The sequence below is a fragment of the Ruegeria sp. H6 genome, assembly GCF_056532975.1.
The window spans coordinates 1-23,993 of record NZ_JBQFOA010000013.1; the positions used below are offsets into that span (position 1 = coordinate 1).

Below are 23,993 nucleotides of genomic sequence, written 5' to 3' on the forward strand. Positions count from 1 at the left end.
TGCGCTGAACCAGGCCATCGAAGACCAGAAGAACGGCATCACCACCCTGATCGAGGCCATGATCAACCAGGAACTCGGCGAACCCTTCCGCCGAGACGCCATGAAAAAACCCGTCCAAGTCGCTGGCATCAATGCAGCAGACATGAAACCACAGGCCAAACTCTGAAGGGTGATGGCACCAAACGGGATCGGTGTTGTTTCGATCCCCGCAACTTAAGATCGAGGAAGAGGGCATTTTCGCTCTCTTCCTCAAAATGCTTGAGCCAAGCGTGTATATACACCAAAGTGCCGAAAACGGTTAAGTACCAAGGCGATCGGCCAAAGGGAGAGTAAACGTGAATCAACAACCGAACCTCGACCTCTCCCCACCTGTGTCAGACGAGATTCGCCGAACCACATGCTACATGTGTGCCTGCCGTTGCGGCATCAATGTCCACATGAAAGACGGCAAGGTCGCCTATATCGAAGGCAACCGCGACCACCCGGTCAACAAAGGCGTGTTGTGCGCCAAGGGCTCTGCCGGGATCATGCAAGTAAACGCCCCGTCGCGTCTGCGCGCGCCTTTGAAACGGGTTGGTCCACGCGGATCAGGTGAATTCGAAGAAATTAGCTGGGACGAGGCGCTGGATATCGCTGTTGGCTGGCTCAAGCCGATCCGCGAAGACAATCCTGAGAAACTGGCTTTTTTCACCGGTCGCGACCAAAGCCAGAGCTTCACCAGCTTTTGGGCGCAAAGTTTCGGCACCTGCAACTATGCCGCCCACGGCGGGTTCTGTTCCGTAAACATGGCCGCTGGCGGTATCTATACCATGGGCGGCGCGTTTTGGGAGTTTGGCCAGCCCGACTGGGATCACACCAAGCTTTTCATGCTGTTCGGCGTGGCCGAGGACCATGATTCGAACCCCATCAAGATGGGTATCGGCAAGATCAAGGCCCGTGGCGCCCGTGTGATCGGCGTCAACCCGATCCGTTCGGGCTATAATGCGGTGGCCGATGACTGGGTGGGCATCACCCCTGGCACCGATGGCTTGTTCATCATGTCCCTGATCCATGTGCTGATGAAAGCCGGAAAGATCGATCTGGATTACCTCAGCCGGTATACAAACGCACCGGTTCTGATCAATGCCTCGGAAGGACCAGAAAAGGGCCTGTTCCTGAAAGACGAGGCCGGTAAACCGCTGGTCGTTGACCGCAAAACCGGCAAGCTGACGGCCTTTGACAAGCCCGGCGTCCGCCCTGACCTGTCCGCGACCTACGAGAAAGATGCTGTCACACACCGCCCTGTCTTCCACCTGATGGCCGAGCGGTATCTGTCAGACGAATACGCCCCTGAGGCGATTGCCGACAGATGCGGCATCCCCGCCGAACGCATCCGCGCCATCGCGGGGGAACTGGCGCGCGTTGCCTTTGAAGAAGCTTTTGAGCTGGATCAGGAGTGGACGGATTTCCGTGGCGAAAAACACAGCAAGATGATCGGCCGACCGGTGGCCATGCACTCGATGCGGGGCGTGTCGGCCCATGCGAACGGGTTCCAGACCTGCCGCGCGCTGCATGTGCTGCAAATCATTCTGGGCACCGTTGAGGTCCCCGGCGGGTTCCGTTTCAAACCACCCTATCCCAAACCGGTCGAGGCGCACCCGACCCCGCACTGCAAGGTAATGCCAAACTCACCCCTGGATGGCCCCCATCTGGGCTTTGTCCGGGGCCCCGAGCATCTGGCGCTTAAAGAAGACGGCAGCCCGGCGCGGATCGACAAGGCATTCACCTGGGAAAACCCGATGTCCAGCCACGGGCTGATGCATATGGTCATCTCGAACGCACATGCGGGCGATCCCTACAAGATCGACACGCTGTTCATGTATATGGCCAACATGTCGTGGAATTCGACCATGAACACCAAAGGTGTCATGGAGATGCTGACCGACACGGATGAGAACGGCGATTATGTGATCCCCCATATCATCTATTCCGACGCCTATTCCTCGGAAATGGTGGCCTATGCAGATCTGATCCTGCCCGATACCACCTATCTGGAACGGCACGACTGTATCTCGCTGCTCGACCGTCCGATTTGTGAGGCAGACGCCGCAGCAGACGCCATCCGCTGGCCGGTGATCGAACCCGACCGCGATGTCAAAGGCTTTCAATCGGCGCTGATCGACCTGGCCAATCGCATGGGCCTGCCCGGTTTCACCAACGAAGACGGCAGTGCCAAGTGGACAGATTACGCCGATTACATCGTCAATCATGAACGCAAACCCGGTATCGGCCCGCTGGCTGGTTTCCGCGGCGAGAATGGCGACAAGATAGGCCGCGGCGAGGTCAACCCGGACCAGCTGAACCGCTATATTGAGAATGGCGGCTTCTATGTCGCGCATATCCCCGAAGGCGCGGATTACTATAAACCCTGGAACACAGCCTATCAGGACTGGGCGGTTGGAATGGGTCTGTATGACAGCCCGCAGCCCTATCTGTTCCAGCTGTATTCCGAACCGATGCGCAAATTCCAACTGGCCGCCGAAGGCCATGGTGAGCGTCAGCCGCCCGACCACCTGCGCCAGCAGATCAAAGACAAGATGGACCCGCTGCCGATCTGGTACGAAACCGATCAGACCGGGAACGAAGGCTTCACCATCAACGCCCTGACCCAACGCCCGATGGCGATGTATCACAGCTGGGGCACTCAGAACGCCTGGCTGCGGCAGTTGCACGGGCGCAACCCGCTCTATGTGCCGACCAAACTAATGCGCGAACACGGGCTGCGGGATGGTGACTGGGCCAAGGTTACCTCGCCCCATGGTGAAATCACCGTGCCAGTCATGGAAATGGCCGCGCTCAACGACAACACCGTCTGGACCTGGAACGCCATCGGCAAACGCAAGGGGGCCTGGGCCCTGCAAGAGGATGCGCCGGAAGCCACCAAAGGCTTTTTGCTGAACCATCTGATCCACGAATTGCTGCCCCCCAAAGGCGACGGGCTGCGCTGGGCCAATTCCGACCCGATCACCGGGCAGGCGGCATGGTTCGATCTGAAAGTGAAGATCGAAAAGGCCGACGCACCATCAGATGCGCAAAGTCAGCCAGAATTCGGGCCGATCAAATCGCCGGTTGGCACCGGTCCCAAAGACTTGGCGTGGAAGGTAGGCAAATGACCCAACTCCCCCAATCCACCGAGCGCAAGATGGGTCTGGTCATTGACCTGGACACCTGTGTCGGCTGTCATGCTTGCGTCATTTCCTGCAAGGGCTGGAACACCGAAAACTACGGTGCGCCGCTGTCGGATCAAGACGCCTATGGCGGCAACCCGTCGGGTACGTTCCTGAACCGGGTGCACAGTTACGAGGTGCAGCCGGAACAGGGCCATGCCCAGTTGATCCATTTCCCCAAATCCTGCCTACATTGCGAAGACGCGCCTTGCGTGACCGTCTGCCCAACCGGCGCCAGCTATAAACGGGTCGAAGACGGCATTGTTCTGGTCAATGAAAGCGACTGCATCGGATGCGGGCTTTGCGCATGGTCCTGCCCCTATGGCGCGCGCGAGATGGACATGGCCGAGGGCGTGATGAAGAAATGCACCCTCTGTGTGGACCGCATCTATAACGAAAACCTGCCCGAAGTGGATCGTGTTCCGTCCTGCGTGCGAACCTGCCCTGCTGGCGCGCGTCATTTCGGCGATCTGGGTGATCCGGACAGCGATGTCAGCAAACTGGTCGCCGAACGCGATGGCATGGACCTGATGCCGGAAATGGGCACGAAGCCGGTCAACAAATACCTGCCCCCCCGCCCCAAGGACACGGTGGAAGAGCAGATCGACATTCTCGCACCGTTGCTGGCACCCGTCGCGGAAGAGCCCAAGGGCTTCCTGGGTTGGCTCGACAAGACATTGGAGAAGCTCTGACATGCATCCAGCGCCATCCGTCATCATCTTTACCACCCTGTCCGGGCTGGGATTTGGCCTGCTGTTCTTTCTTGGCCTGGGCCTGCCCGACGTTTCGGGCTGGATTGCATTTGTGTTCTTTGCCCTCGCATACGCCCTTGCGGTTGGCGGCCTGATGGCATCGACCTTTCACCTTGGTCACCCGGAGCGCGCCTGGAAGGCCTTTACGCAGTGGCGTTCCAGCTGGCTAAGCCGCGAAGGCTGGTGCGCTGTCATCGCATTGGTCCTGATGGGGCTTTATGCGCTGGGTGCCGGTTTTCTTGGCCAGCGCTGGGGTGCCATTGGCCTGCTGGGTGCTTTGTTTTCGCTGGCGACCGTGTTCACGACCTCGATGATCTACACGCAACTCAAAACGATTCCGCGCTGGAACATGAAACTGACCCCAGCAATGTTCCTGAGCTTCAGCCTAGCGGGGGGCGCGCTGCTCGCGGGTCAGACTCTGGCCGCGTGGGTTCTGCTTGTAATCGCTGCGCTGGTGCAGATCCTCTATTGGCGTCAGGGCGACAAGGCGCTGGCCCAGTCCGGAACCGATCTTGGAACCGCGACCGGGCTGGGCGCGCGCGGATCGGTACGTGCGTTCGAGCCTCCGCATACAGGAACCAACTATTTGCTGCGGGAATTCGTCCACGTGGTTGGCCGCAAACATGCTGAAAAACTGCGGGTGATATCCTTTATCCTCGCCTTCCTGTTGCCGGTCATTTTCCTGCTGATGCCCTTCAGCCATTTCTTTGCTTTGCTTGCTGCGATTTCGCATTTGGCCGGTGTTGCCGTGTCACGTTGGTTGTTCTTTGCCCAGGCAGAACATGTCGTTGGGCTTTATTACGGTAAACGTTAAAGGCGCGCTGCCCCGGGGCAGTTCCCGTCAGAGGGTGGAAGCAGAAGTAAAAAGGGCGGCACTCAGGATTTGAGGCCGCCCCTTTTCGTTCGATCGAGATATGCGTCAGATCAGACCGGCATGAGACATTGCCGCGTCGATAGACGCCTTGGTGCTGTTTTCCAGCTCTGTCAGGGGCGAGCGGACCTCGGTGCTGCAAAGGCCCAGCTTGCTGAGCGCGTATTTGGCACCGACAAGACCGGGTTCGATAAAGATCGCCTCATGCAGGGGCATCAACCGGTCCTGATAGTCGAGCGCTTTTGCATAGTCGCCAGACAATGTGGCCTGCTGGAATTCGGCGCAGAGTTTCGGGGCCACATTTGCGGTGACCGAAATGCAGCCAACACCACCATGGGCGTTGAAGCCCAGCGCAGTCGCGTCCTCGCCGGACAATTGGCAGAAATCAGCGCCACAGCTGGCACGCTGTTGGGACACACGGGCCAGATCACCGGTTGCATCCTTGACGCCGATAATGCGCGGTAGCTTGGCAAGTTCCCCCATGGTGGCCGGGGTCATGTCAATCACCGAACGACCGGGGATGTTGTAGATGATGATCGGAATATCGGCGCAATCATGCAACGCGCGGAAATGAGAGACCAGGCCCTTCTGGGTAGGCTTGTTATAGTAAGGCGTCACCACCAGCGCCGCGGCGGCGCCGATTTTCTGGGCAAAGCGCACGAATCGGATCGCCTCGACCGTGTTGTTCGACCCGGCGCCCGCAACCACGGGCACGCGGCCTGCGGCGGCCTTGACCACCTCTTCCACCACGATCTCGTGTTCTTCGTGGCTCAGCGTCGGGCTTTCACCCGTCGTGCCAACCGGAACCAACCCGGTCGAGCCTTCCTTAATTTGCCACTCCACCAGATGTTTGAGCGTATCCAGGTCCAACTCGCCGTTGCGAAACGGGGTGACGAGGGCTGGCATCGAGCCTGAGAACATGGGAACGCTCCTTAAGGTGCGGGTTGTATTTTTTGCGCCTCGGTCACTCAGGTTTTCCGGTTTGTGAGTTGATCCCGACGGCGCAAGGTTTATCCTGAATGGCTCTATCCTCGGTTGGTTGGGAAATGCAAGGGATGACACGCTTTCTGAGCCTTTTGGCGACGGTGATTCTGGCGGTAATGGTACAGGCGCATGGTGCGCGTGCGGATGCGGCGGCGGGTTTGCGCGCCGGTATGGCCGAGATGCGCAAAGGCGACTGGAACGAAGCACTGCGCGTCTCAGGCCCACGCGGGTCGGTGTCGCGCGATATCATCGTTTGGCACTGGCTGCGCGAAGGGTTTGGCAGTTCGGGCGATGTGTTGGTTTTTCTCGACCGCAGGCCCGATTGGCCGGGATTGGCCTGGTTGCGCCGCAAAAGTGAGCCGTCGTTCACCGGCGCGGACCCTGATCGGGTTCTGAAATTCTATGCTGACACGCCGCCTCAAACCGCCGAAGGTGCGCTGAACTATGCGGTGGCCCTGATGGCAAAAGGCCGTCACGGCGATGCCGAGGCTGATATTGTGACCGCTTGGCGCACGATGCCGATGGGATCGGGACTGCAGAAAGACTATCTGGAGAATTTTAGCAAGCTTCTGAAACCGCACCACGCAGCGCGTCTGGACCGGATGCTCTGGGATGGCCACCTTGTCAGCGCCGGGCAGATGCTTCCGCTGGTTGATGCCGATCAGCGCAAGCTGGCCGAGGCGCGGATTGCGCTGCAAAAACGCGAACCGGGTGTGGATGGCAAGGTCGCAGCCGTGCCCAAATCGCTGGCCACCGCACCCGGGCTGGCCTTTGACCGCTTTGTATGGCGCGACCGGAAAGAGCTGGACGACAGCGCCATTGACCTAATGCTGGAACGGTCAAGCAGCCCGACGGCGCTGGGGGAACCTGACAAATGGGCCGAGGGTCGCCGCAGGCTGGCGCGCCTTGAGATGCGCACCGGCGATGTGAACCGCGCCTACAAGATCGCCGCAAACCACCACATGACGCCCGAAATGGGCTATGGCTATGCCGATCTGGAATGGCTGGCCGGGTTTCTGGCCTTGCGCAAGCTGAACGATCCGGCAACGGCGGTTCGGCATTTCCAGAATTTTCAGACCGCCGTCCAATCTCCGATCTCAAAGGGGCGCGGCGGCTATTGGCTGGGCCGTGCCTATGCCGCGCAAGGGGATGCGGACAAAGCCTATGAGGCCTACGCCACGGGTGCGGATTTTCAGACTTCGTTCTATGGGCTTCTGGCCGCTGAACGGATCGGGCGCCCCTTTGACAGCGAGCTGGCCAACCCACGCCGCGCGCCGCATTGGAAACAGGCCGAGTTCGCGAACTCAAGCGTGCTGGAAGCGGGTCTGTTGCTGCTGCGGGCGGATGAAGACAACCTGTCCGAGCGGTTTCTGACCCATCTGGTCGAGGGTCTGGACCCTGTACAGGCCAATCAGTTGGGTGACCTGGTGATTGAGTTAAAGCAACCGCATCTGGCGGTCATGATCGCCAAACGCGCCGCGACCACAGGCACGGTCTTGCCTGCGGCCTACTATCCGGTCCATCCGGTTGCCGATCTGGGCCTGCCCATGGCCAAGGAAATGACGCTGGCCATCGCACGGCGGGAAAGCGAGTTTGACCCGGTTGTTATCAGCGGGGCAGGCGCACGTGGTCTGATGCAGGTAATGCCTGCCACAGCCAAACTTGTTGCAGGCGAACTGGGCATTCTTGGCGGTCACAAGACGACGCGCCTGACTTCGGACTGGCAATATAACGCCAAGCTGGGGGCAAATTACCTGTCGGGGCTGGCCGCAGATTTCAATGGTAACGTGGTGATGATGGCTGCGGGCTACAACGCCGGGCCGCGCAGACCGATCTCGTGGATGCAGCGCTATGGCGATCCGCGCGCGGGTGAGGTGGATGTGGTCGACTGGATCGAAACCATTCCGTTCAGCGAAACACGCAACTACGTGATGCGCGTCGCGGAAAGTCTGCCGGTCTATCGTGCTCGATTGGGCCAGGACGCCTTGCCGGTGCCGTTTTCGCAGGAACTTACCGGATCAACTTTGGCGTCTTTCGCGCCATAAGGTGAAGAGACCCGCGGCAATAACAAGCGCTGCACCCGCCACCACAGCAGGGCGCAGCGCTTCGCCAAAGACCGAGATCCCCAGAATTGCGCTCCACAACAGGTGGAAATAGGCAAAGGGTTGAACGGCGCTGGCCTCGGCCATTTCATAGCATTTGATCAGCAACCAGTGCCCCGTCGCCCCGCTGACGCACAGCAGCGCCATCCAGGCCCAATCCGCCTGTGCCATTGGCTCCCAATACCACATGCCCACAAGGGTCATGGCCACAGATCCCGCGACACCGGTCCAGAAAAAGCTGGTGGCTGTGCTGTCCTTGCGGGCGGCATATCGGGTCAAGAGCGCGTAGAGTGCAAACATAAGTGCCGACATCAGGGGCAGCACGGCCCAGGGATTAAACACGCCCGCGCCCGGTTGAAGGATAATCAGAACCCCGACACAGCCCACGCCGATGGCCGTCCAACGCCGCCAGCCCACCTTTTCGCCCAGAACCGGCCCGCTGAGCGCGGCGACCAGTAGCGGGTAACAGATGAACACCGCCATCGCATCGATCAGGCCCAAAACGGTAAAGGCATAAACGGCGACGCATATCTCGGCAGCCAGCAGGACACCACGGAAGATCTGCAACCCTGGCTGGCTTGTCCGCGCCGCGGCCCGCAGCCCGCCGGGCGCGCGGGCGGCAAGAACGATCACGAAAGCCGCGAAGAACCAATAGCGGATCATCACGACCATGTAGGTGTTATAGGCCCCGGCCAAGTGACGCGAAATGCCGTCTTGCAAAGCAAACACGATGGTCGCGGCGATCATCAGCGCAATGCCGGCGCGCGTGTTGTTTTGCTGGCTCATGGTTTATTTGCCATCGTCATGTGGCGCTTGCGGCCAAAGCCTGGCCCGCGCGTGACCTCAAAACCCGCATCCGACAGGCTCCGCCGCACGAAACCCGCAGCGGTAAAGGTGGCGGCTGTTCCGCCTGACAGGGTGTGATCCGCAACCTGCTGCATCAAATCCGCGCCCCACAATTCCGGGTTCTTGGCGGGCGAAAACCCATCCAGAAACCAAGCATCGGCCTGCCCTTCCCATGCGGGCAGGGTATGCCTTGCATCACCTTCGATCACCTCAAGCTGCAAAGTGCCCAGATCACAAATTCCGCCCTGCCATTGGGCCAGAAAACGGTCGACCCAAGGGGCGACCTCGGGGAATGCGGCCAAGGCACGTGCCATGTCGGACAGCTCCATCGGAAAAGCCTCGAAACTGGTGAACGACAAGGGGTCATTGCGGCCCGACCTCTCCCACTCGGACCAGACGGTCAGCATGTTCAGTCCCGTGCCAAAGCCCAGCTCGGCAATGTGAAAACCCGGTTTGAACCGGGCTGGTAGATCATTGCCCGCCAGAAAAACATGCCTGGTCTCGGCCAGCCCGTTCTGCAACGAGAAATATGGATCGTCAAACCGGTCCGAGACCGGAACCTGGCCCTCTTTCCATGTCAGTTTGGCGTGCTGGTCTGCCATCGGGTAATCCTGTAGCTAGGCCGCGACACTTAACAAGGATTGAAGGATTGGCAATGGTCGATGTGACAGTGCGAGGCGCCGGGATTTTTGGATTGTCCATCGCCTGGACCTGCGCCCGGCGCGGCGCCAAGGTTCAGGTTGTTGATCCCTTTGGGCCCGGGTCAGGTTCCAGCGGGGGGCTAGTGGGTGCCCTGGCCCCACATGTGCCCGAGAACTGGAATGCCAAAAAAGCCTTTCAGTTCGAAAGCCTGATCCTGGCCGAACCTTTCTGGTCACAGGTCGAGGCGACAGGGGGCGTTTCTGCCGGGTACGCCAGGCTTGGCCGCGTGCAACCCATTGCCGATGCGCGCACGCTTGAACTGGCCCGCGCCCGTGCGGTAACGGCACAGACGCTTTGGCAAGGGCAGGCGGAGTGGCGCGTCATACCCTCGGAACAGGTTGGCGCGTGGTGTCCGCCCAGCCCGACGGGTTGGGTGATACATGATACGCTGACCGCCCGGATACACCCGCGCCGCGCCTGCGCTGCGCTGGTTTCAGCGCTGGCCGTGATGGGCGTCGATATCGTGCAGGACGCGCCAGAAAAGGGCCACGTCATCCACGCCACCGGAGTAGCCGGGCTACAGGATCTGAGCAAAGGCCTTGGCAGAATGGTAGGCAGTGGCGTCAAAGGTCAGGCGGCCTTGTTGCGGTTTGATGCAGGCGAGGTGCCGCAATTGTTTGCCGACGCGATCCATATCGTGCCGCACGCGGATGGCACATTGGCCATCGGGTCTACGTCCGAGCGCGAATATGACGACGCCACGGGCACCGACGCAGCCCTGGATGATGTCATCGACCGTGCGATGCGGGCCGTGCCGGTATTGCACGGCGCCGAGGTGATCGAACGCTGGGCCGGAGTCCGGCCGCGCAGCAAAAGCCGCGCACCGATGTTGGGGGCGCATCCGCTGCACAAGGGCCAGTTCATCGCCAATGGCGGCTTCAAGATCGGCTTTGGCATGGCCCCCAAAGTGGCTGAGGTCATGGCAGATCTGGTTCTGGACGGGCGCGACGCAATACCTGATGACTTTCGGCCCGAGGCGTCACTCTGACCGCGTGTTTGCCGTGGCCGTCATGCACAAACGCCCGTCCGGCCCGCGTATCCAGAGGTCATTTCCGTTCCGGCACAGTTCAGCCGTTTCGAAATGCATCAGGGCCGAGGATGCCCGAAAGGAAAACGAGGCCAGCGGCCCCATCAATTCGGATGCAAACAACATCAACAACTGCGCCAGCAGCGGGCCATGCACCACAAGCCCCGCATAGCCTTCGACATCGCGGGCATAGTCCAGATCATAATGTATCCGGTGTCCGTTAAAGGTCAGCGCAGAATAGCGAAACAGAAGTGTGGAATCGAACGTTACAAGTCGGCTGTGGGTTTCGTCCATTCGTGCCAGCGGCGGCGCGGGTGTTTGGGCGTCGCCCGAGGGATTCTGACGATATATCAGATCCTGCCATTCGCTCAGGCACAGGGTTCCGTTTTGATGGAACTCATGGCGCAAGGTGACGAACCCCAGCGGGCCAGACCGGCCCGTTTTGGTCTGGGTCTCTTCCAGAACCGAATGCCGATCGGCCTCGACCCCGGCGATCAAGGGGGCGTCAAAGCGCAGCCGCCCTCCGGCCCACATGCGCCGGGGCAACCCCATGTCAGGGATCAGACCACGGCCTACTTTGGGATGCCCATCACGCCCCAATTGATCAGGCGGCAGCGCTGTCCAGAAATAGAGTTGATGGAAAAAGGAGGGCAGCGCCGATCCTGCCGTTATCGACGGCGCTAGGCCCAACGCCACCTGCAATGCGTTGGCGCGGGCCGGGTCCATCACATCTGTCTGGATTTCAACTGACATATCGCCAACCTAAGCCGCAGCGCAGATCGCAACAAGCGTGGTCTGGCGTCAGAATCCTGCCTCGGCCCGCAGTTTCTGCATCAGGGTTTGCAGTGATTTTTCATAGCGTTCATTGGTCAGCCGCCCGTTCTCATCGAATTCGTTCGAGCTGTTGGCCAGGTGAATTTCAGGACCCTGCAGAATCCGAGGCTGAAACGGCACCATGAAGGACCGCAGGATCATCTGCGCCCTCTCACCACCTGCGCGGCCCGCGGCGGCGGACATCACCGCCAATGGCTTGTCCTGCCAGGGCTTGCCACTGGTCCGGCTGACCCAATCCAGCGCGTTTTTCAGAACCCCGGACGGACCTTTGTTATATTCCGGTGATGAGATCACCACCGCATGCGCCTGTTCTATCTGATCGGCAAGGTTCTGAACCGAGGCGGGGATGCCCTCGCTTTCCTCCAAATCGCCGTCATATAGCGGCAGGTTCAGGTCAGCCACGACAAAGGTGCTTGGCCCGAACAGACGGGCGGCTTCGTGCATTAGTTTCCGGTTGGTGGCGCTTTTGCGCAGCGACCCGGACAAGCCAAGAAGGATCGGTTCAGACATCGGGGAAACCTCTGAGTTGGTGTTACCCTTTAGTTAGACCGATATGCGTCAACGCCAAAGGCCTGCTGACGCACAGTCAGTGCGCGCAAACAGGACCCGAACGATCATGGCCCTGTTTGCAGCTTATGCAGGATCAGGTGTTGCCGCTGGGCACAACCACGATCTCGACCCGGCGGTTCTGGGCCTTGCCCTGCGCCGTCAGGTTCGAGGCGATGGGGTTGTTCTCACCCTGCCCGATGGTCGTGATCCGCGAATAGCTGACGCCATTGGCCTGCAGGATATCCGCGACCGCATTGGCGCGCCGTTCAGACAGGCCGAGGTTATAGGATGCCTCGCCATCGCTGTCGGTATGACCGATGATCTGCACGTTCGAGTTCGGGTAGTTGACCAGGTTCCGGCCCACGCGCACCAGATCGGCGCGCAGCGCGGGGCGGACGGTCGAACTGTCGGTGTCAAACGTGATGTCGTTGGGCACGGTCACGATCAGACGGTCACCGGCGTTGACAATCGTGATGCCGTCATTGGCCAACTGCTGGCGCAGCTCTGCGGCCTGTTTGTCCAGCTGGTTGCCGATCACGCCGCCACCTGCGGCACCGATGGCCCCACCGGCCAGCGCGCCCAACAAAGGATCGGAATCGTTGGCAATCGCGCCAACACCGGCACCGATCAAACCACCGATCAGGGCGCCTTGCTTTGCGTTCTGATTGGGATCACCCGGCGCGGTCAGCGTCCTCGGATCCGTACACGCGCCCAGCACCAGGACCGAACACAGCCCAGCCGCCATTACCCATTTGGAATTCTTCATGAAATCACCTTCTGCTCCGTGACCCGTTTGCCGGGTTTGTTTCGTTTGGCGCAGTATAGCATTGAGGGGCAGAGGGTTCTCAAGCAACAATTGAGTGAAATCGGCGAAACATCGCCGTTCAGGCGGCGTCATCAGAAGCGTCCAGATGATCCTGTTCCTGCCACAGCGCCCGCAAGGCCTTGCCCTGCCCGCAGAAGTGATCATCGGTCACGTCGCAGGACCAGATGCGGTCGGTTCGGAAATGGCGAAAGCCGTTGCGCAGCTCGCACCAACCGGCCAGCATGGTGCATTCGATGTGATAGATCAGAGCGACGGGCCGCACGACACGCTCGGTGCGTTCTTCGGCTGCGTTCACATAGGTGATGCGGATTTTCTGCTCGGCCCGGATCGTCTCGCGATAGGTGACAATCGGAATGCAGCCTTTGGCAGGGTCATCCGCGGGCGCGCCCCAAGTGGCGACCTGCAACCAATCGGCAGGCGCGCGCAGTGCGTCGATCTTGCGGCACACCCTGTCGGCGGCCTGTTGCAGTGTACTGTCGCCGGTGCGGGCCAACATCGATAGGCCCACCCACAGCGCCTCGACCTCTTCGGCGTCAAAGTTCAGTGGCGGCAGATCATAGCCGCGCCGCATCATATAGCCCACGCCGGCTTCGCCCTCGATCGGGGTTCGCTGTGCCTGTAGCGCCGCAATATCGCGATAGACGGTGCGCGCGGACACTTCGAGCTTGGCTGCCAAAGCGTCCGCCGTCACCGGCACGTCTGTGGCACGCAAAATCTGAATGATTTCAAACAGGCGGGTCGAGCGTCGCATGTCAGCCTCCGAACAATCTGCTGCCACTCTAGCACACCCCACTGACAAGGTGGTGTCAGCAGTGTTCACGCAAATTGAGGGCATTCACAGAACAGGAGGCCCAAAAATGCCATGCCGCGACAACCATGTCATGATGGCCCTGAAACTAGGCCGCTGGAGCCAGGACCACAGCCTGCGCGGGTTCGAGATCGAACGCGAGCTGTCAGAGGCCCGCCAGCGGTGCGACACCCGGCCTATTAAACGCCGCAGGCGGTTTTCGTTGGGAAATCTGAAAATGCTGTGGACCAGCAGCGCCTGAGATCAAAAATCAGCCGGAGCGCGGAATTTCATGGAAACGCCGCCCTCCGGGTTTTTCAGACGCAGCTCCTCGGAATGCAGCATCAGGCGGGGATAGTCCCGCGCAGGCCCTCCCGCATAAAACGGATCGCCCAGAATAGGGTGCCCCAGCTCCAGCATATGCACGCGCAGTTGGTGCGATCGCCCGGTTTTCGGGAACAGCCGTACCCGCGTTGTTTCGCCGTCATATTTGACCACGCGCCAATCGGTCTGGGCGGGCTTGCCAGTGTCATGGCACACCATTTGGCGCGGGCGGTTGGGCCAGTCCACGATCAGCGGCAGATCCACGGTTCCCGATTTGGGCTCAAGCTTGCCCCAGACACGGGCGACATAGGTTTTGCGGGTCTGGCGGTTTTCGAATTGCAGACCCAAATGACGCTGCGCATGAGACGTCTGGGCAAACACCATCACACCGGATGTGTCCCGGTCCAGCCGATGCACCAACAAAGCTTGCGGAAAGGCCGCCTGAACGCGGGTCAGCAGGCAATCGGCCAAATGCGCGCCCCGCCCCGGAACCGACAGCAATCCGGCCGGTTTGTTGACCACGATCAATTGCGCATCTTCATGCAACACGTCCAGCGGCGTCTGTGGGGGGGCATAGGTCTCGCTCATGCCGGGGTGACTAGCGCAGCGCGTGGCTTCCCGCAACGTCGTCCTTGCGTGTCTGCCAAGGTTCGGCGACCCTGCCCCAAGCAAAACCGGAGGCACCATGCATCCCACAATCCAGCGCATGCAAGAGGTGGTCGCAAAGGGCGACGACACCCTGATCCAGGACCTGCTGGCGGAAGATGTCCGCTTTTTGCCGCCGACCTATTTCAGTACTTGGACGGGGCGCTTGCCGGTGGCCGCTGTGTTGGGCCATGTCGGGCAGGTGTTTTCCCAGTTCCGGTATCGCCGGGTCATGGGGGAAGGCCAGGATTGGGCGTTGGAATTTCAGTGCAAGGTTGGTGATCTGGACGCGGTAGGCGTGGACCTGATCACCCTGAACCCGGACGGGTTGATACAGGAATTCGAAGTCGTGATGCGCCCTTACAAAACCGTTGGCGCGCTGCGCGATGCGATGATGGAGCGTGTCTCCAAGGACCCGCGATTTCTGGAATTCAAAAACGCGCTGAGCTGACAATGCCGCATGTCGCCGCCGATCAGCTCTTGCGCATTCCGCTGCTGCCTATTCTTGCGGCGCAGGCTTTGTCGGTCCGGCGCAACGCGCAGTTTCTGCCGGAACCAACCGGGCCGCGCGAAGGGAGCGCGGGTCGCGGCCCACGCCTGCGCTTGCTGATCACGGGCGACAGTTCGGGCGCCGGGGTCGGTGCGGATACGCAGGATCAAGCACTTGCGGGCCAGTTGGTCAAACAGCTTGCCCATCGGCACAGCGTGGAATGGCGACTTGAGGCCACGACCGGCCATACAACGCAAAAGGCAATTGAACGGCTTCACGATTTGAACGACCCGTTCGATGTTGCCGTGACGGCCTTGGGCGTGAATGACGTCACCCGGGGTGTCACGCAAAGGCAATTCATTGATCGGCAAACGCAGCTATTGACCCTGTTGACGCAACGGCTGGGTGTGCGCCGGGTCGTGGTCACCGCCGTTCCGCAAATGAACAGGTTTCCGGCACTGCCGCAACCGCTGGCCTGGGCGCTTGGCCGACAGGCCGCTCGGTTGGATCGCGGGTTGCAGCAGGTCGTGGGCCAGTTTCCTCAGGCCCGGCACCTGAGGCTTGATCTGCCGGATGATCCGGCGCTGGCGGCGTCGGACGGGTATCACCCAAGCCCCAAAACCTACGGGTTCTGGGCCGAAGCCGCCGCACGCGCGCTTTTGGCCTGAGACCGGATCTGTCGGATCATCGGCACTGAATACACGATCAAAGCAGCCCAGATCAGTGGAAAGGCAATCATGCGACCACGGTCGATATGCTCACCAAACACCATAACGGCTGTGATGAATATCATGGTCGGGGCGATATATTGCAAAATCCCCATGGTCGACAGCCGCACCAGCTTTGCGCCGTTTGCATAAACCAGCAGTGGAATGGCCGTCACGATCCCCGCACAGCCGAGCAGCACAGTGTCTGTAAGCCCTGCTCCGAAATTTCCCGACCCGTTCGCGCCCAGCCAGGTGACATAGACCAGCGCCGGTATCAGCAGAATCAGCACTTCAAGTAGAAATCCCTGGTTTGGACCGATGGGAAGCGAGCGTTTGAAAAACGCGTAGAACCCCCAACTGACCATCAAGCCCAGCGCCGGCCAGGGTAAGCGCCCGGCCTCAAATATCAGGACCAAAACACCCAGCGCAGCCAGCCCAACCGCCACCAGCTGTGTGCGGGTCAGTGGTTCACGCAATAGAAGGGCAGCCAGCGCAATACTGAAAAGGGGGTTGATATAGTAGCCCAACGCCGCGTCCAGTGCATTTCCGCTTGCAATGGCCCAGACGTAAATCGCCCAATTCACGGAAATCAAGGCTGCAGTGACACAAGCCATTCCCAGCATTCTGGGATTGCGCAACGCGGCTTTCAGATCCTTCGTGCGCCCCAGGGCAATCAGCAAGACACCTGCGACAGGCACAGACCAAATGATGCGATGCGCCACGACCTCAACCGGGCCGATATGCGACAAAGCCTTCATGTAAAGAGGCAAAAAGCCCCACAGAACATAGGCTGTGATGGCCAGGGCCAATCCCTTTGGGGTATCTGTGTTCTGCAATTCCAAGGTGTTTTGCGCCATGACAAGTCTCCGGCTGACAGCCGTATCTTTAGGACACCGAAGACCGGGTTGGAAACCTCGAAAACTGTGACGTCACCTATCAGCGATTGTGATGACAGCGCGGCTCGGCACGCCGCGCGTCACATGGCTCGAAAATTCTGATGTGAGAGCGGGCCGCAATCTACGCGGCGCGCCCGCTTAGGCCTCAGACCTTCACACGTTCTGAGTTCGGGTCATACATCGGCTTTAACGAGGCCTCGGCCTTTACCCTGACCCCGCAGACGTCGATTTCATAGCTGGACGCCAGCACGTCGGCGGGTTTTTCGCCCTCACACGGGACATATCCCAGCCCGATTGCGCCACCCAGATGATGACCATAGGCACCTGAGGACAGGTAGCCCACAATTTCCCCATCCCGCAGAACCGGTTCGTTGTGATAGAGCAGCGGTTCCGGGTCGGTCAGCTTGAACTGCAACATTCGCGCCTTGGGCCCGGTTTCCTTGCGCCGCAGTACCGCGTCGCGACCGATAAAGTCAGGCTTGTCGGTCTTCACGGCAAAACCCAGCCCCGCATCGATCACATGGTCTTCGCAGGTGATGTCATGGCCGAAGTGGCGAAAACCTTTCTCGATCCGGCACGTGTCCATCATGTGCATGCCGCAGAGTTTCAGGCCCATGTCCTGACCGGCCTCGTACAGGGTTTCAAACACATGCCCGGCCATGTCCGAGGATATATAGACCTCCCACCCCAGCTCGCCCACATAGGTGACGCGGTGCACACGGGCCAGACCCATACCGATCTCGATGTCCTGCGCAGTGCCGAACGGGTTCACATCGTTTGAGAAATCATTCGGCGAGACCGCTTCGAGCAGCGCGCGCGCGTTGGGGCCCATCACCGCAAGCGTCGCCTCGGCAGCCGTGACATCGGTGATCGTGACGTTGAAATCGCCCTTGTGACGCTCCATCCAGACCTGATCGTGATAGCGCGTCGCCGCCGGGGTCACGACCAGATAGGCAGTGGCCGAAATCCGGGTGATGGTGACATCCGCCTCGATCCCGCCATTTCGGTTAAGAAACTGAGAGTAAACGATCTTGCCGTTGGGTACGTCATACTGGCCACCGGCGATGTAGTTCAGATATCTTGTCGCGTCCGGCCCTTCGACCCGCAATTTGCCGAACGAGGACATGTCGTACATGCCGACATTATTGCGGATGGCCATATGCTCTTCGCGCACATTGTCGAAGAAATTCTGGCGCTTCCAACTGTACTGGTAGGCGCGCTCCTGTCCTTCGTTTGCAAACCAGTTGGCGCGTTCCCAGCCCGCCAGTTCGCCCATCACCGCGCCCTTTTCCAGCAGGTGATGATGGAACGGGGTGCGCCGCACCCCGCGCGCGGTGGCCTTCTGGCGATAGGGGTAGTGGTCGGCATAAAGCAGGCCCAGCGTTTCCTTCGACCGTTCGTACAGATAGGTTTTGTTGCCCTGGAACGGTTGCATCCGGCTGACATCCACATCGCCAAGATCAAAGGGCTTCTCACCCGCATCCATCCATTCGGCCAAGGCCATGCCCGCCCCGCCTGCGGACTGGATACCGATCGAGTTGAACCCCGCCGCGACCCAGAAATTGTCCATCTCGGGTGCGAGACCCAGATGATAGGCGTCGTCGGGTGTGAAGGATTCCGGGCCGTTGAAGAACGTGTGAATTCCCGCCTCGGCCAGCATCGGCATCCGGTTGACGGCGGCTTCGAGGATCGGCTCAAAGTGGTCGAAATCCTCAGGCAGTTGGTCAAACTCGAAACTGTCGGGGATGCCCTTCATCGCCCAGGGCTTGGCGTTGGGTTCGAACGCGCCCAGCAGGATTTTACCTGCGTCTTCCTTGTAATAGGCGCATTCATCCGGCACCCGCAGCACCGGCAATTGGGTCAGCCCGTTGATGCTTTCGGTGACGATATAGAAATGCTCGCACGCATGCAGCGGGACGTTGACACCCGCCATCCGACCGACCTCGTGCCCCCACATGCCTGCGCAATTCACCACCATATCGCATTCGATATGGCCCGAGGCGCTGCCGACGTCGGCCACCCAATCCACACCGGTGACCTTGCGGCCCTGCTTGACGATGTCCGTGACTTTCACCCGCTCTTTGACGATGCCGCCACGCTGGCGCGCGCCCTTGGCCAGTGCCAGGGCAATATTGGCCGGATCGCCCTGCCCGTCCAGCGGCAGGTACACGGCCCCTTTGACATCTTCGATGTTCAGATGCGGATACAGCTCGGCCACTCGGTCGTTCGAGATCTCTTCGACCTCGACCCCAAAGGCCCGCGCCATGGCCGCCTGGCGATAAATCTCTTCCTTCCGCTCCTCGGTCAGGGCCACGGTTATCGAGCCGCAGCGCTTGAACCCTGTTGCCACGCCGGTTTCTTCCTCCAGCGCGCCGTACAGCTCTTGTGAGTATTTTGCCAGCTTGGTCATGTTCGCCGTCGCCCGCAGCTGCGCGATCAGGCCCGCCGCGTGCCATGTCGTGCCGCTGGTCAGTTGCTTGCGCTCCAGCAGGACAACATCTTTCCAGCCCTTCTTGGTCAGATGATATGCGACCGAGCATCCAATGACGCCACCGCCAATGATGACAACACGAGCTTGAGTGGGAAGATCAACCATTGTTACGCCTTTGTCTGTGTTCTGTGGTGAAAGGGGATCAGACGATCCGGTGCCCAGCGCGCCGGATCTCCTGGGCCAGTTTTGCTATGTGTTCGGGACCAACTTCGCAGCAGCCGCCGACGATGGTTGCGCCTTGCGCTATCCAACCCATTGCGTGCTCTGCGTAAACCGCCGGGCCAAGATCCTGACGCTCTTCCAATGCGTCGACGGTGGGGGCGTCTTTCAGAAACCCTTGCGTGATGCCCGTAAAACCGTTCGCATAAGCGCCAAACGGACGACCCAGATTTGCGATGATCCGCAGCGCCGCCGGGATCGCCTCGGGGCGTGAGCAGTTGATCAAAACGGCCTCGGGCTTGAACCGGTTCACGACCGGGGCTATGTTCTCCAGCGGCTCACCCGATCGCAGTCTGGTGCCGTCTTCGTCCAGAACCGTCAGCCCCAGCCAGACTGGTTTACCCTTGTTTTGCGTGCCACGCAGCGCGCCCTCGGCCTCTTGCAGGGACGAAACCGTTTCGATCAGGAACAGATCCACACGCTCGGCCATCAGGTCTGCAAGCTCGGAAAATTTCTCGGCGGCGTCAGCCGGGTCCGGGTTCAGATCGGGACGGTACGAGGCCAAAAGCGGACCCAGCGCACCAGCGATCCGACCGCCTGTCTCCCACCGCGCCCTCTCGGCCTGGCTGAGCGCGGTATCGATCAAAGCGGGCAATTGATCTTCGAGATCGACGCGCGTCAGGCGTGAGCGATGCACAGCGTATGTATTGGTCGTGGCCACCGTCGCACCGGACCGGAAATAGCTTTTGTGGACGTCCCCCACCAGATCAGGCATGTCCATCATCACCCGCGTCGACCACAAAGGCGTCGGTGCCTGCCCGCTGAGTTTGACCAGCTCCTGCCCGATTGAGCCATCCAACAAAGTGATATCAGCCATGTTCTTCAAACCTCATGGGATGAGCACCAGTTTCCCGGGTAGTGTTTTGGACTGGAAGTCCGCCTGCGCCGTGGAAATGTCCCGCAAAGGGTAAGTCTTTGAGACAAGCGGCTTGATCCGGCCCGCATTGATCATTTCGACTAGGCGACCAAAGACATCGAAAGACTGATGCGTGCAGCCGTGAATGGTGATGTCGCGCAAGTAGATCTCACGCAGATCAGCCTCGACCATCGGGCCCGCAATGGCGCCAGACACAGCGTAGTGGCCACCGGGTTTCAGCGCGCGGATCAGGTCGGGCCATGTGGGCCCGCCCACAACGTCGATCACCACGTCAAACACATCGCGCGTCAGGGATGCGTTTCGGTCGAACGTGGCCGTCGCGCCCTGTTGCTGAACCACTGCTGCCTTGGCAGCGCTGGTCACACCCGACACGGTTGCACCGCGCAGCGCCGCCAATTGCACGGCAGCCAGCCCAACCCCGCCGGATGCACCGGTGATCAGAACGGTCTGGCCCGCGGTCACTCGGGCGCGGGTCAGCAGATTTTCTGCGGTGCCAAACGCGCAGGGGATGGCCGCGATTTCGATATCCGACAGGGGCGAGGGCGACACGTCGTACAAGTCATCGGCCGGCATCAGGCAATATTGCGCGAATGCCCCGTCGATTTCTGAACCAAGCGCGATGAACCCCTGCGGATGACCTGGGCTTGGCCGGGGCAGATTGATCGGGGATGTCACACGCTGACCGGGTTTTAACGCCACCCCGGGCCCGACCTTTTCGACAAGCCCGCACAGATCACCGCCCTGAATGCGAGGGAAATTCAGCGCCCCACCCCAGCCACCGGCGTCGACATCCTGATCAACACTGTCTGTTGCGCTGGTCACATCTGATGAATACCAACCCACACGCGTGTTGATGTCGGTGTTGTTGACCCCGGCGGCCAGCACCCGGACCAGAACCTCTCCCGGTCCGGGAACCGGGATCGGAATATCATCTCGCCACTCCAACGCCTCTGGCCCGCCGTGGCGGGTCAGGTAGACGCCATGCATGTGGGTACGAGCCTCCATGGGTCAGGCGCGCAGACGCGCGTTGGAAGGATCCCAGAGCGGTTGATCCTCTTGCACCACGGCGGGGTATTTCTGGCCGTAAATCTCGACCTCCAGCGCGGTGCCGGGGTTGGCGAGCTCGGTCTTGATCATGCCCAGCGCAATGGATTTTCCAACACGATAGCCCCACGCGCCAGATGTCGTCTCGCCCACGATCTGATCCCCTTGCCAGATGCAGGACATATAGGGCGCATCGCAGTCACCGGCCTCGACCGTCAGGGTGACAAAGGACTTTTTCACACCCTGTTGCTTTTCGTTCAGGATCGCGGCCTTGCCGGGGAAATCCTGCGGTTTGTCCAGTTTGACAAAGCGTTCCAGCCCGCCTTCCAACAGCGAATAGTCAGTCGACAGATCGCCCTTCCAAGCACGGTATCCTTTCTCGATCCGCAAGGAGTTCAGCGCATACATGCCGAACGGCTTGGCCCCGGCCTCAAGAATCGCGTCGTAGATGGCGGGCAGATCGGCATTTTCGGCATGAACCTCCCATCCCAGCTCACCTGCGAAAGACACCCGCAAAAGTGCGACCCAACCGCCCTTGATTTCGCTTTCCTGAAAGCTGAGCCATGGCAGCGTCAGGTCGGCTTGGCAGACTTTGCTCAGCACATCGCGCGAGTTGGGGCCGGTCACGATCAACGTTCCCATGCGCGTGGTCCAATCCTCTAGCGTGAAGGCGGCATTGGCGGGCATGTGACGCTCCAGCCATTCGCGGTCGTGCCATTGCGCGGTGGCCGCCGTGACCAGAACGAACAGGTCTTCGGCCTCGCGCGTGACCGACATTTCGGTCAGGATACGGCCGCGCTCGTCCGAGAAATACACCAGTCCGACACGACCGATCTTGGGCAGCGACCCGGTCACCAGACCACGCAGCCATTCATCCGCACCGGGGCCTTGGATTTTGAACCGCGAGAAACCCGGCAGGTCCAGCACGCCGCAATGGTCGCGCACCGCCTCGCATTCTTCCTTGATCCGTTGCTCCCACGGGCCGGAGCGACCCCAGGTGTGCGTGGCCTCAAGCGAGGTATCGTCGCCCTGCTGCGCGAACCAGTTGGCGCGTTCCCAACCGTTATAGGCGCCCATCACGCCGCCCAGTTCCTTGACCCTGGCATGGACAGGCGAGAGTTTTTTGTCGCGTGCTGCGGGCCATTCGTGGTGCGGGAAATGCATGGCGTATTCGTTGCCATAAACCTCCATGCCCTTCTGGTTGCAGTAGTCCTGATCGGTGTAATCGGTGTAACGACGCGGATCGACGGCCCACATATCCCATTCGGTATGGCCATCAACAATCCATTCGGCCAGCACCTTGCCCGCGCCGCCGCCTTGCGCGATGCCAAAGGTAAAGCTGTGCGCCTCAAACGCGTTTGTAACCCCCGGCATCGGCCCGATCAGCGGCAGCCCATCGGGCGCGTAAGGGATCGGGCCGTTGATCACACGACCCACGCCAGAGGTTGCCATCAGCGGCACCCGCTCCATCGCGTCCATCATGATGTCCTCGATCCGGTCCAGATCGTCGTTCCACAGCTGGAAGCTGAAATCCTCGGGCATCGGGTCATCCTCGGTCATCCAATGGCCCTTGCAGTTGGGCTCATACGGACCAAGGTTAAAGCCGTTCTTTTCCTGCCGCAGGTAGTACGAGATATCGACGTCGCGCAGCAGCGGCAGCTTGCCGCCGTTTTCCTTCGACCAGGCCTCAACCTCGGGCACCTCGTCGGTCAGCAGATACTGGTGGCTCATGACCATCGCCGGAACCGTGCGCCCGCCATAGGGTTTGAACATCTCGCCCACACGTTGCGCATAGTATCCGGCGGCGTTGACCACGTAGTCACAGGCAATGTCGCCCTGATCGGTATGCACCGTCCATGTGCCATCCTCATGCTGGGTCACACCGATTGCAGGACAGAACCGGATGATCTTTTGACCCAGATCCCGCGCGCCTTTGGCCAGCGCCTGTGTCAGCTGCGCCGGATCAATGTCACCATCGGTCGGGTCGTACAGCACGCCCTCAAGGTCGTGGGTTTCCAGGAACGGATAGCGCTCCTTGGCCTGTTCCGGCGTCCACATCTCCATCGGGATGCCCTGATAGCGGCCCATGGACAGGGCGCGTTCGAATTCCTGCATCCGCTCTTTGCTATGCGCCAGACGCACCGAGCCCGACACGTGGTAGTTCATCGGATAGTCGACCTCATCCGCGAGGCGCGCATACAGCTCGGTTGAATAGCGCTGCATGTTCATGATCGCCCATGAGGTCGAAAAGGTCGGAACGTTGCCCGCCGCGTGCCAGGTGGATCCCGCCGTCAACTCGTTCTTTTCCAGCAGAACGCAGTCGGTCCAGCCCTTTTTGGCCAGATGGTAAAGGGACGAGCATCCCACGACGCCGCCGCCGATGATGACCACGCGGGCCTTTGTTGGAAAGTCACTCATGCGTTTGGTTCCCTGTCAATGTGCCCGCTGGGGCAGGTCGTCCTGAATGTCGTAGTAATCGCCCTTGTCGGCGACAAAGATGTGCTGGGCGAGCTTCAGCCCGGTCGGTTCGTCCAGCGAACCTACCGAGATGGCGATCGTGTCTTCGTCATTGTGCTGCCAGAACAGGAATGAGCCGCAGGCGCTGCAAAATCCGCGCTTGGCGATGTCCGAGGCTTGAAACCAGCCCAGCGTCTCGCTGGCGGTAAAGCTGAGGTTGTCCTGATGCGTTACAGCCGAGGCCCACAAATGCCCCGATTGTCTGCGGCACTGACCACAATGGCAGGCATTGGGCGGGCTAAGGTCTCCGTCCACTGTAAAGGCAACCTTGCCGCAAAGGCAGGAACCGGTATGCAT

At 60.3% G+C, this 23,993-nt stretch carries 22 protein-coding genes; 8 read left to right on the plus strand and 14 right to left on the minus strand.

Annotation, left to right across the window (positions count from 1 at the left end; genetic code table 11):
- Positions 1-335 precede the first annotated feature (335 nt).
- From ACR0AG_RS17945 to ACR0AG_RS17955, 3 genes are read left to right on the plus strand one after another with little or no spacing between them, the layout of a single operon-like run.
- On the plus strand, positions 336-3,152 hold the full coding sequence (locus ACR0AG_RS17945; protein ID WP_480841442.1) for a molybdopterin oxidoreductase family protein: 2,817 nt from the start codon (positions 336-338) through the stop codon (positions 3,150-3,152).
- Positions 3,149-3,898 (plus strand): 4Fe-4S dicluster domain-containing protein, encoded by a 750-nt coding sequence (locus ACR0AG_RS17950; RefSeq protein WP_480841444.1) that lies wholly within the window; start codon positions 3,149-3,151, stop codon positions 3,896-3,898. Before ACR0AG_RS17945 ends, ACR0AG_RS17950 begins: the two co-directional genes overlap by 4 nt.
- Position 3,899: 1 nt before the next feature.
- Positions 3,900-4,772, plus strand: coding sequence for a dimethyl sulfoxide reductase anchor subunit family protein (locus ACR0AG_RS17955; RefSeq protein WP_480841446.1), 873 nt, complete (start codon positions 3,900-3,902; stop codon positions 4,770-4,772).
- Positions 4,773-4,877: 105 nt separating this feature from the next.
- On the opposite strand, the gene dapA is transcribed toward ACR0AG_RS17955, so the two are convergent.
- Complete coding sequence (gene dapA / locus ACR0AG_RS17960) at positions 4,878-5,750, minus strand: 4-hydroxy-tetrahydrodipicolinate synthase (protein ID WP_480841448.1); 873 nt, start codon at positions 5,748-5,750, stop codon at positions 4,878-4,880.
- A gap of 134 nt (positions 5,751-5,884) precedes the next feature.
- Here dapA and ACR0AG_RS17965 point away from each other — a divergent pair, with 134 nt between their 5' ends.
- A complete protein-coding gene (locus ACR0AG_RS17965) occupies positions 5,885-7,858 on the plus strand; it encodes a lytic transglycosylase domain-containing protein (RefSeq protein ID WP_480841450.1) in 1,974 nt (657 codons plus the stop codon).
- Here the strand turns inward: ACR0AG_RS17965 and ACR0AG_RS17970 are convergent.
- Together ACR0AG_RS17970 and mnmC2 are read right to left on the minus strand one after the other, a co-directional pair.
- Positions 7,832-8,701 carry a DMT family transporter gene (locus tag ACR0AG_RS17970; protein WP_480841452.1) on the minus strand — a complete coding sequence of 290 codons (870 nt, stop codon included), beginning with the start codon at positions 8,699-8,701 and terminating at the stop codon, positions 7,832-7,834. The genes ACR0AG_RS17965 and ACR0AG_RS17970 overlap by 27 nt on opposite strands.
- The gene (gene mnmC2 / locus ACR0AG_RS17975; RefSeq protein ID WP_480841454.1) at positions 8,698-9,363 is read right to left on the minus strand and encodes a tRNA (5-methylaminomethyl-2-thiouridine)(34)-methyltransferase MnmC2; all 666 of its coding nucleotides are present in this window, start codon (positions 9,361-9,363) and stop codon (positions 8,698-8,700) included. Before mnmC2 ends, ACR0AG_RS17970 begins: the two co-directional genes overlap by 4 nt.
- 53 nt (positions 9,364-9,416) lie before the next feature.
- Here mnmC2 and ACR0AG_RS17980 point away from each other — a divergent pair, with 53 nt between their 5' ends.
- Positions 9,417-10,451: an NAD(P)/FAD-dependent oxidoreductase gene (locus tag ACR0AG_RS17980; protein WP_480841455.1), complete on the plus strand. Its 1,035-nt coding sequence runs from the start codon at positions 9,417-9,419 to the stop codon at positions 10,449-10,451.
- Here ACR0AG_RS17980 and ACR0AG_RS17985 read toward each other — a convergent pair.
- The 4 genes from ACR0AG_RS17985 to ACR0AG_RS18000 all read right to left on the minus strand — a co-directional run bounded on the left by ACR0AG_RS17985 (position 10,443) and on the right by ACR0AG_RS18000 (position 13,450).
- Entirely contained in the window at positions 10,443-11,243 is an 801-nt protein-coding gene (locus ACR0AG_RS17985) for an HTD2 family dehydratase (protein WP_480841456.1), read from the minus strand. The genes ACR0AG_RS17980 and ACR0AG_RS17985 overlap by 9 nt on opposite strands.
- Positions 11,244-11,291: 48 nt before the next feature.
- Complete coding sequence (locus ACR0AG_RS17990; RefSeq protein WP_480841457.1) at positions 11,292-11,834, minus strand: NADPH-dependent FMN reductase; 543 nt, start codon at positions 11,832-11,834, stop codon at positions 11,292-11,294.
- 133 nt (positions 11,835-11,967) lie between these two features.
- Positions 11,968-12,639 carry a YiaD family glycine zipper/OmpA-like lipoprotein gene (locus tag ACR0AG_RS17995; protein WP_480841458.1) on the minus strand — a complete coding sequence of 224 codons (672 nt, stop codon included), beginning with the start codon at positions 12,637-12,639 and terminating at the stop codon, positions 11,968-11,970.
- Positions 12,640-12,757: 118 nt separating this feature from the next.
- Complete coding sequence (locus tag ACR0AG_RS18000; RefSeq protein ID WP_480841460.1) at positions 12,758-13,450, minus strand: helix-turn-helix transcriptional regulator; 693 nt, start codon at positions 13,448-13,450, stop codon at positions 12,758-12,760.
- A gap of 106 nt (positions 13,451-13,556) precedes the next feature.
- Between ACR0AG_RS18000 and ACR0AG_RS18005 the strand changes: the two genes are divergently transcribed.
- The gene (locus ACR0AG_RS18005) at positions 13,557-13,748 is read left to right on the plus strand and encodes a hypothetical protein (RefSeq protein ID WP_480841462.1); all 192 of its coding nucleotides are present in this window, start codon (positions 13,557-13,559) and stop codon (positions 13,746-13,748) included.
- 2 nt (positions 13,749-13,750) lie between these two features.
- On the opposite strand, the gene ACR0AG_RS18010 is transcribed toward ACR0AG_RS18005, so the two are convergent.
- Positions 13,751-14,398 (minus strand): RluA family pseudouridine synthase, encoded by a 648-nt coding sequence (locus ACR0AG_RS18010; protein ID WP_480841464.1) that lies wholly within the window; start codon positions 14,396-14,398, stop codon positions 13,751-13,753.
- A gap of 97 nt (positions 14,399-14,495) precedes the next feature.
- Between ACR0AG_RS18010 and ACR0AG_RS18015 the strand changes: the two genes are divergently transcribed.
- Both ACR0AG_RS18015 and ACR0AG_RS18020 read left to right on the plus strand, forming a co-directional pair.
- Positions 14,496-14,906, plus strand: a complete 411-nt coding sequence (locus ACR0AG_RS18015) for a nuclear transport factor 2 family protein (RefSeq protein ID WP_480841466.1) — start codon at positions 14,496-14,498, stop codon at positions 14,904-14,906.
- Between the two features lie 2 nt (positions 14,907-14,908).
- A complete protein-coding gene (locus ACR0AG_RS18020) occupies positions 14,909-15,613 on the plus strand; it encodes an SGNH/GDSL hydrolase family protein (RefSeq protein WP_480841468.1) in 705 nt (234 codons plus the stop codon).
- On the opposite strand, the gene rarD is transcribed toward ACR0AG_RS18020, so the two are convergent.
- The 6 genes from rarD to ACR0AG_RS18050 all read right to left on the minus strand — a co-directional run bounded on the left by rarD (position 15,568) and on the right by ACR0AG_RS18050 (position 23,993).
- A complete protein-coding gene (rarD, locus tag ACR0AG_RS18025; RefSeq protein WP_480841470.1) occupies positions 15,568-16,509 on the minus strand; it encodes an EamA family transporter RarD in 942 nt (313 codons plus the stop codon). The two genes, ACR0AG_RS18020 and rarD, sit on opposite strands and share 46 nt — an antisense overlap.
- A 184-nt stretch (positions 16,510-16,693) precedes the next feature.
- Complete coding sequence (locus ACR0AG_RS18030) at positions 16,694-19,144, minus strand: GcvT family protein (protein WP_480841472.1); 2,451 nt, start codon at positions 19,142-19,144, stop codon at positions 16,694-16,696.
- A 37-nt stretch (positions 19,145-19,181) separates the two neighbouring features.
- Positions 19,182-20,075, minus strand: coding sequence for a homocysteine S-methyltransferase family protein (locus ACR0AG_RS18035; RefSeq protein WP_480841474.1), 894 nt, complete (start codon positions 20,073-20,075; stop codon positions 19,182-19,184).
- Between the two features lie 12 nt (positions 20,076-20,087).
- Complete coding sequence (locus ACR0AG_RS18040; RefSeq protein WP_480841476.1) at positions 20,088-21,140, minus strand: alcohol dehydrogenase family protein; 1,053 nt, start codon at positions 21,138-21,140, stop codon at positions 20,088-20,090.
- A 3-nt stretch (positions 21,141-21,143) separates the two neighbouring features.
- Positions 21,144-23,597 carry a GcvT family protein gene (locus tag ACR0AG_RS18045; RefSeq protein ID WP_480841478.1) on the minus strand — a complete coding sequence of 818 codons (2,454 nt, stop codon included), beginning with the start codon at positions 23,595-23,597 and terminating at the stop codon, positions 21,144-21,146.
- Between the two features lie 15 nt (positions 23,598-23,612).
- Complete coding sequence (locus ACR0AG_RS18050) at positions 23,613-23,993, minus strand: GFA family protein (protein WP_480841480.1); 381 nt, start codon at positions 23,991-23,993, stop codon at positions 23,613-23,615.

What these genes read in the sequence shown, in the direction of transcription:
- ACR0AG_RS17950 (WP_480841444.1), top strand. Translation starts at nt 3,149, where the DNA reads ATGACCCAACTCCCCCAATCCACCGAGCGCAAGATGGGTCTGGTCATT.
- ACR0AG_RS17955 (WP_480841446.1), top strand. Translation starts at nt 3,900, where the DNA reads ATGCATCCAGCGCCATCCGTCATCATCTTTACCACCCTGTCCGGGCTG.
- dapA (WP_480841448.1), bottom strand. Translation starts at nt 5,750, where the DNA reads ATGTTCTCAGGCTCGATGCCAGCCCTCGTCACCCCGTTTCGCAACGGC.
- ACR0AG_RS17965 (WP_480841450.1), top strand. Translation starts at nt 5,885, where the DNA reads ATGACACGCTTTCTGAGCCTTTTGGCGACGGTGATTCTGGCGGTAATG.
- ACR0AG_RS17970 (WP_480841452.1), bottom strand. Translation starts at nt 8,701, where the DNA reads ATGAGCCAGCAAAACAACACGCGCGCCGGCATTGCGCTGATGATCGCC.
- mnmC2 (WP_480841454.1), bottom strand. Translation starts at nt 9,363, where the DNA reads ATGGCAGACCAGCACGCCAAACTGACATGGAAAGAGGGCCAGGTTCCG.
- ACR0AG_RS17980 (WP_480841455.1), top strand. Translation starts at nt 9,417, where the DNA reads ATGGTCGATGTGACAGTGCGAGGCGCCGGGATTTTTGGATTGTCCATC.
- ACR0AG_RS17985 (WP_480841456.1), bottom strand. Translation starts at nt 11,243, where the DNA reads ATGTCAGTTGAAATCCAGACAGATGTGATGGACCCGGCCCGCGCCAAC.
- ACR0AG_RS17990 (WP_480841457.1), bottom strand. Translation starts at nt 11,834, where the DNA reads ATGTCTGAACCGATCCTTCTTGGCTTGTCCGGGTCGCTGCGCAAAAGC.
- ACR0AG_RS17995 (WP_480841458.1), bottom strand. Translation starts at nt 12,639, where the DNA reads ATGAAGAATTCCAAATGGGTAATGGCGGCTGGGCTGTGTTCGGTCCTG.
- ACR0AG_RS18000 (WP_480841460.1), bottom strand. Translation starts at nt 13,450, where the DNA reads ATGCGACGCTCGACCCGCCTGTTTGAAATCATTCAGATTTTGCGTGCC.
- ACR0AG_RS18005 (WP_480841462.1), top strand. Translation starts at nt 13,557, where the DNA reads ATGCCATGCCGCGACAACCATGTCATGATGGCCCTGAAACTAGGCCGC.
- ACR0AG_RS18010 (WP_480841464.1), bottom strand. Translation starts at nt 14,398, where the DNA reads ATGAGCGAGACCTATGCCCCCCCACAGACGCCGCTGGACGTGTTGCAT.
- ACR0AG_RS18015 (WP_480841466.1), top strand. Translation starts at nt 14,496, where the DNA reads ATGCATCCCACAATCCAGCGCATGCAAGAGGTGGTCGCAAAGGGCGAC.
- ACR0AG_RS18020 (WP_480841468.1), top strand. Translation starts at nt 14,909, where the DNA reads ATGCCGCATGTCGCCGCCGATCAGCTCTTGCGCATTCCGCTGCTGCCT.
- rarD (WP_480841470.1), bottom strand. Translation starts at nt 16,509, where the DNA reads ATGGCGCAAAACACCTTGGAATTGCAGAACACAGATACCCCAAAGGGA.
- ACR0AG_RS18030 (WP_480841472.1), bottom strand. Translation starts at nt 19,144, where the DNA reads ATGGTTGATCTTCCCACTCAAGCTCGTGTTGTCATCATTGGCGGTGGC.
- ACR0AG_RS18035 (WP_480841474.1), bottom strand. Translation starts at nt 20,075, where the DNA reads ATGGCTGATATCACTTTGTTGGATGGCTCAATCGGGCAGGAGCTGGTC.
- ACR0AG_RS18040 (WP_480841476.1), bottom strand. Translation starts at nt 21,140, where the DNA reads ATGGAGGCTCGTACCCACATGCATGGCGTCTACCTGACCCGCCACGGC.
- ACR0AG_RS18045 (WP_480841478.1), bottom strand. Translation starts at nt 23,597, where the DNA reads ATGAGTGACTTTCCAACAAAGGCCCGCGTGGTCATCATCGGCGGCGGC.
- ACR0AG_RS18050 (WP_480841480.1), bottom strand. Translation starts at nt 23,993, where the DNA reads ATGCATACCGGTTCCTGCCTTTGCGGCAAGGTTGCCTTTACAGTGGAC.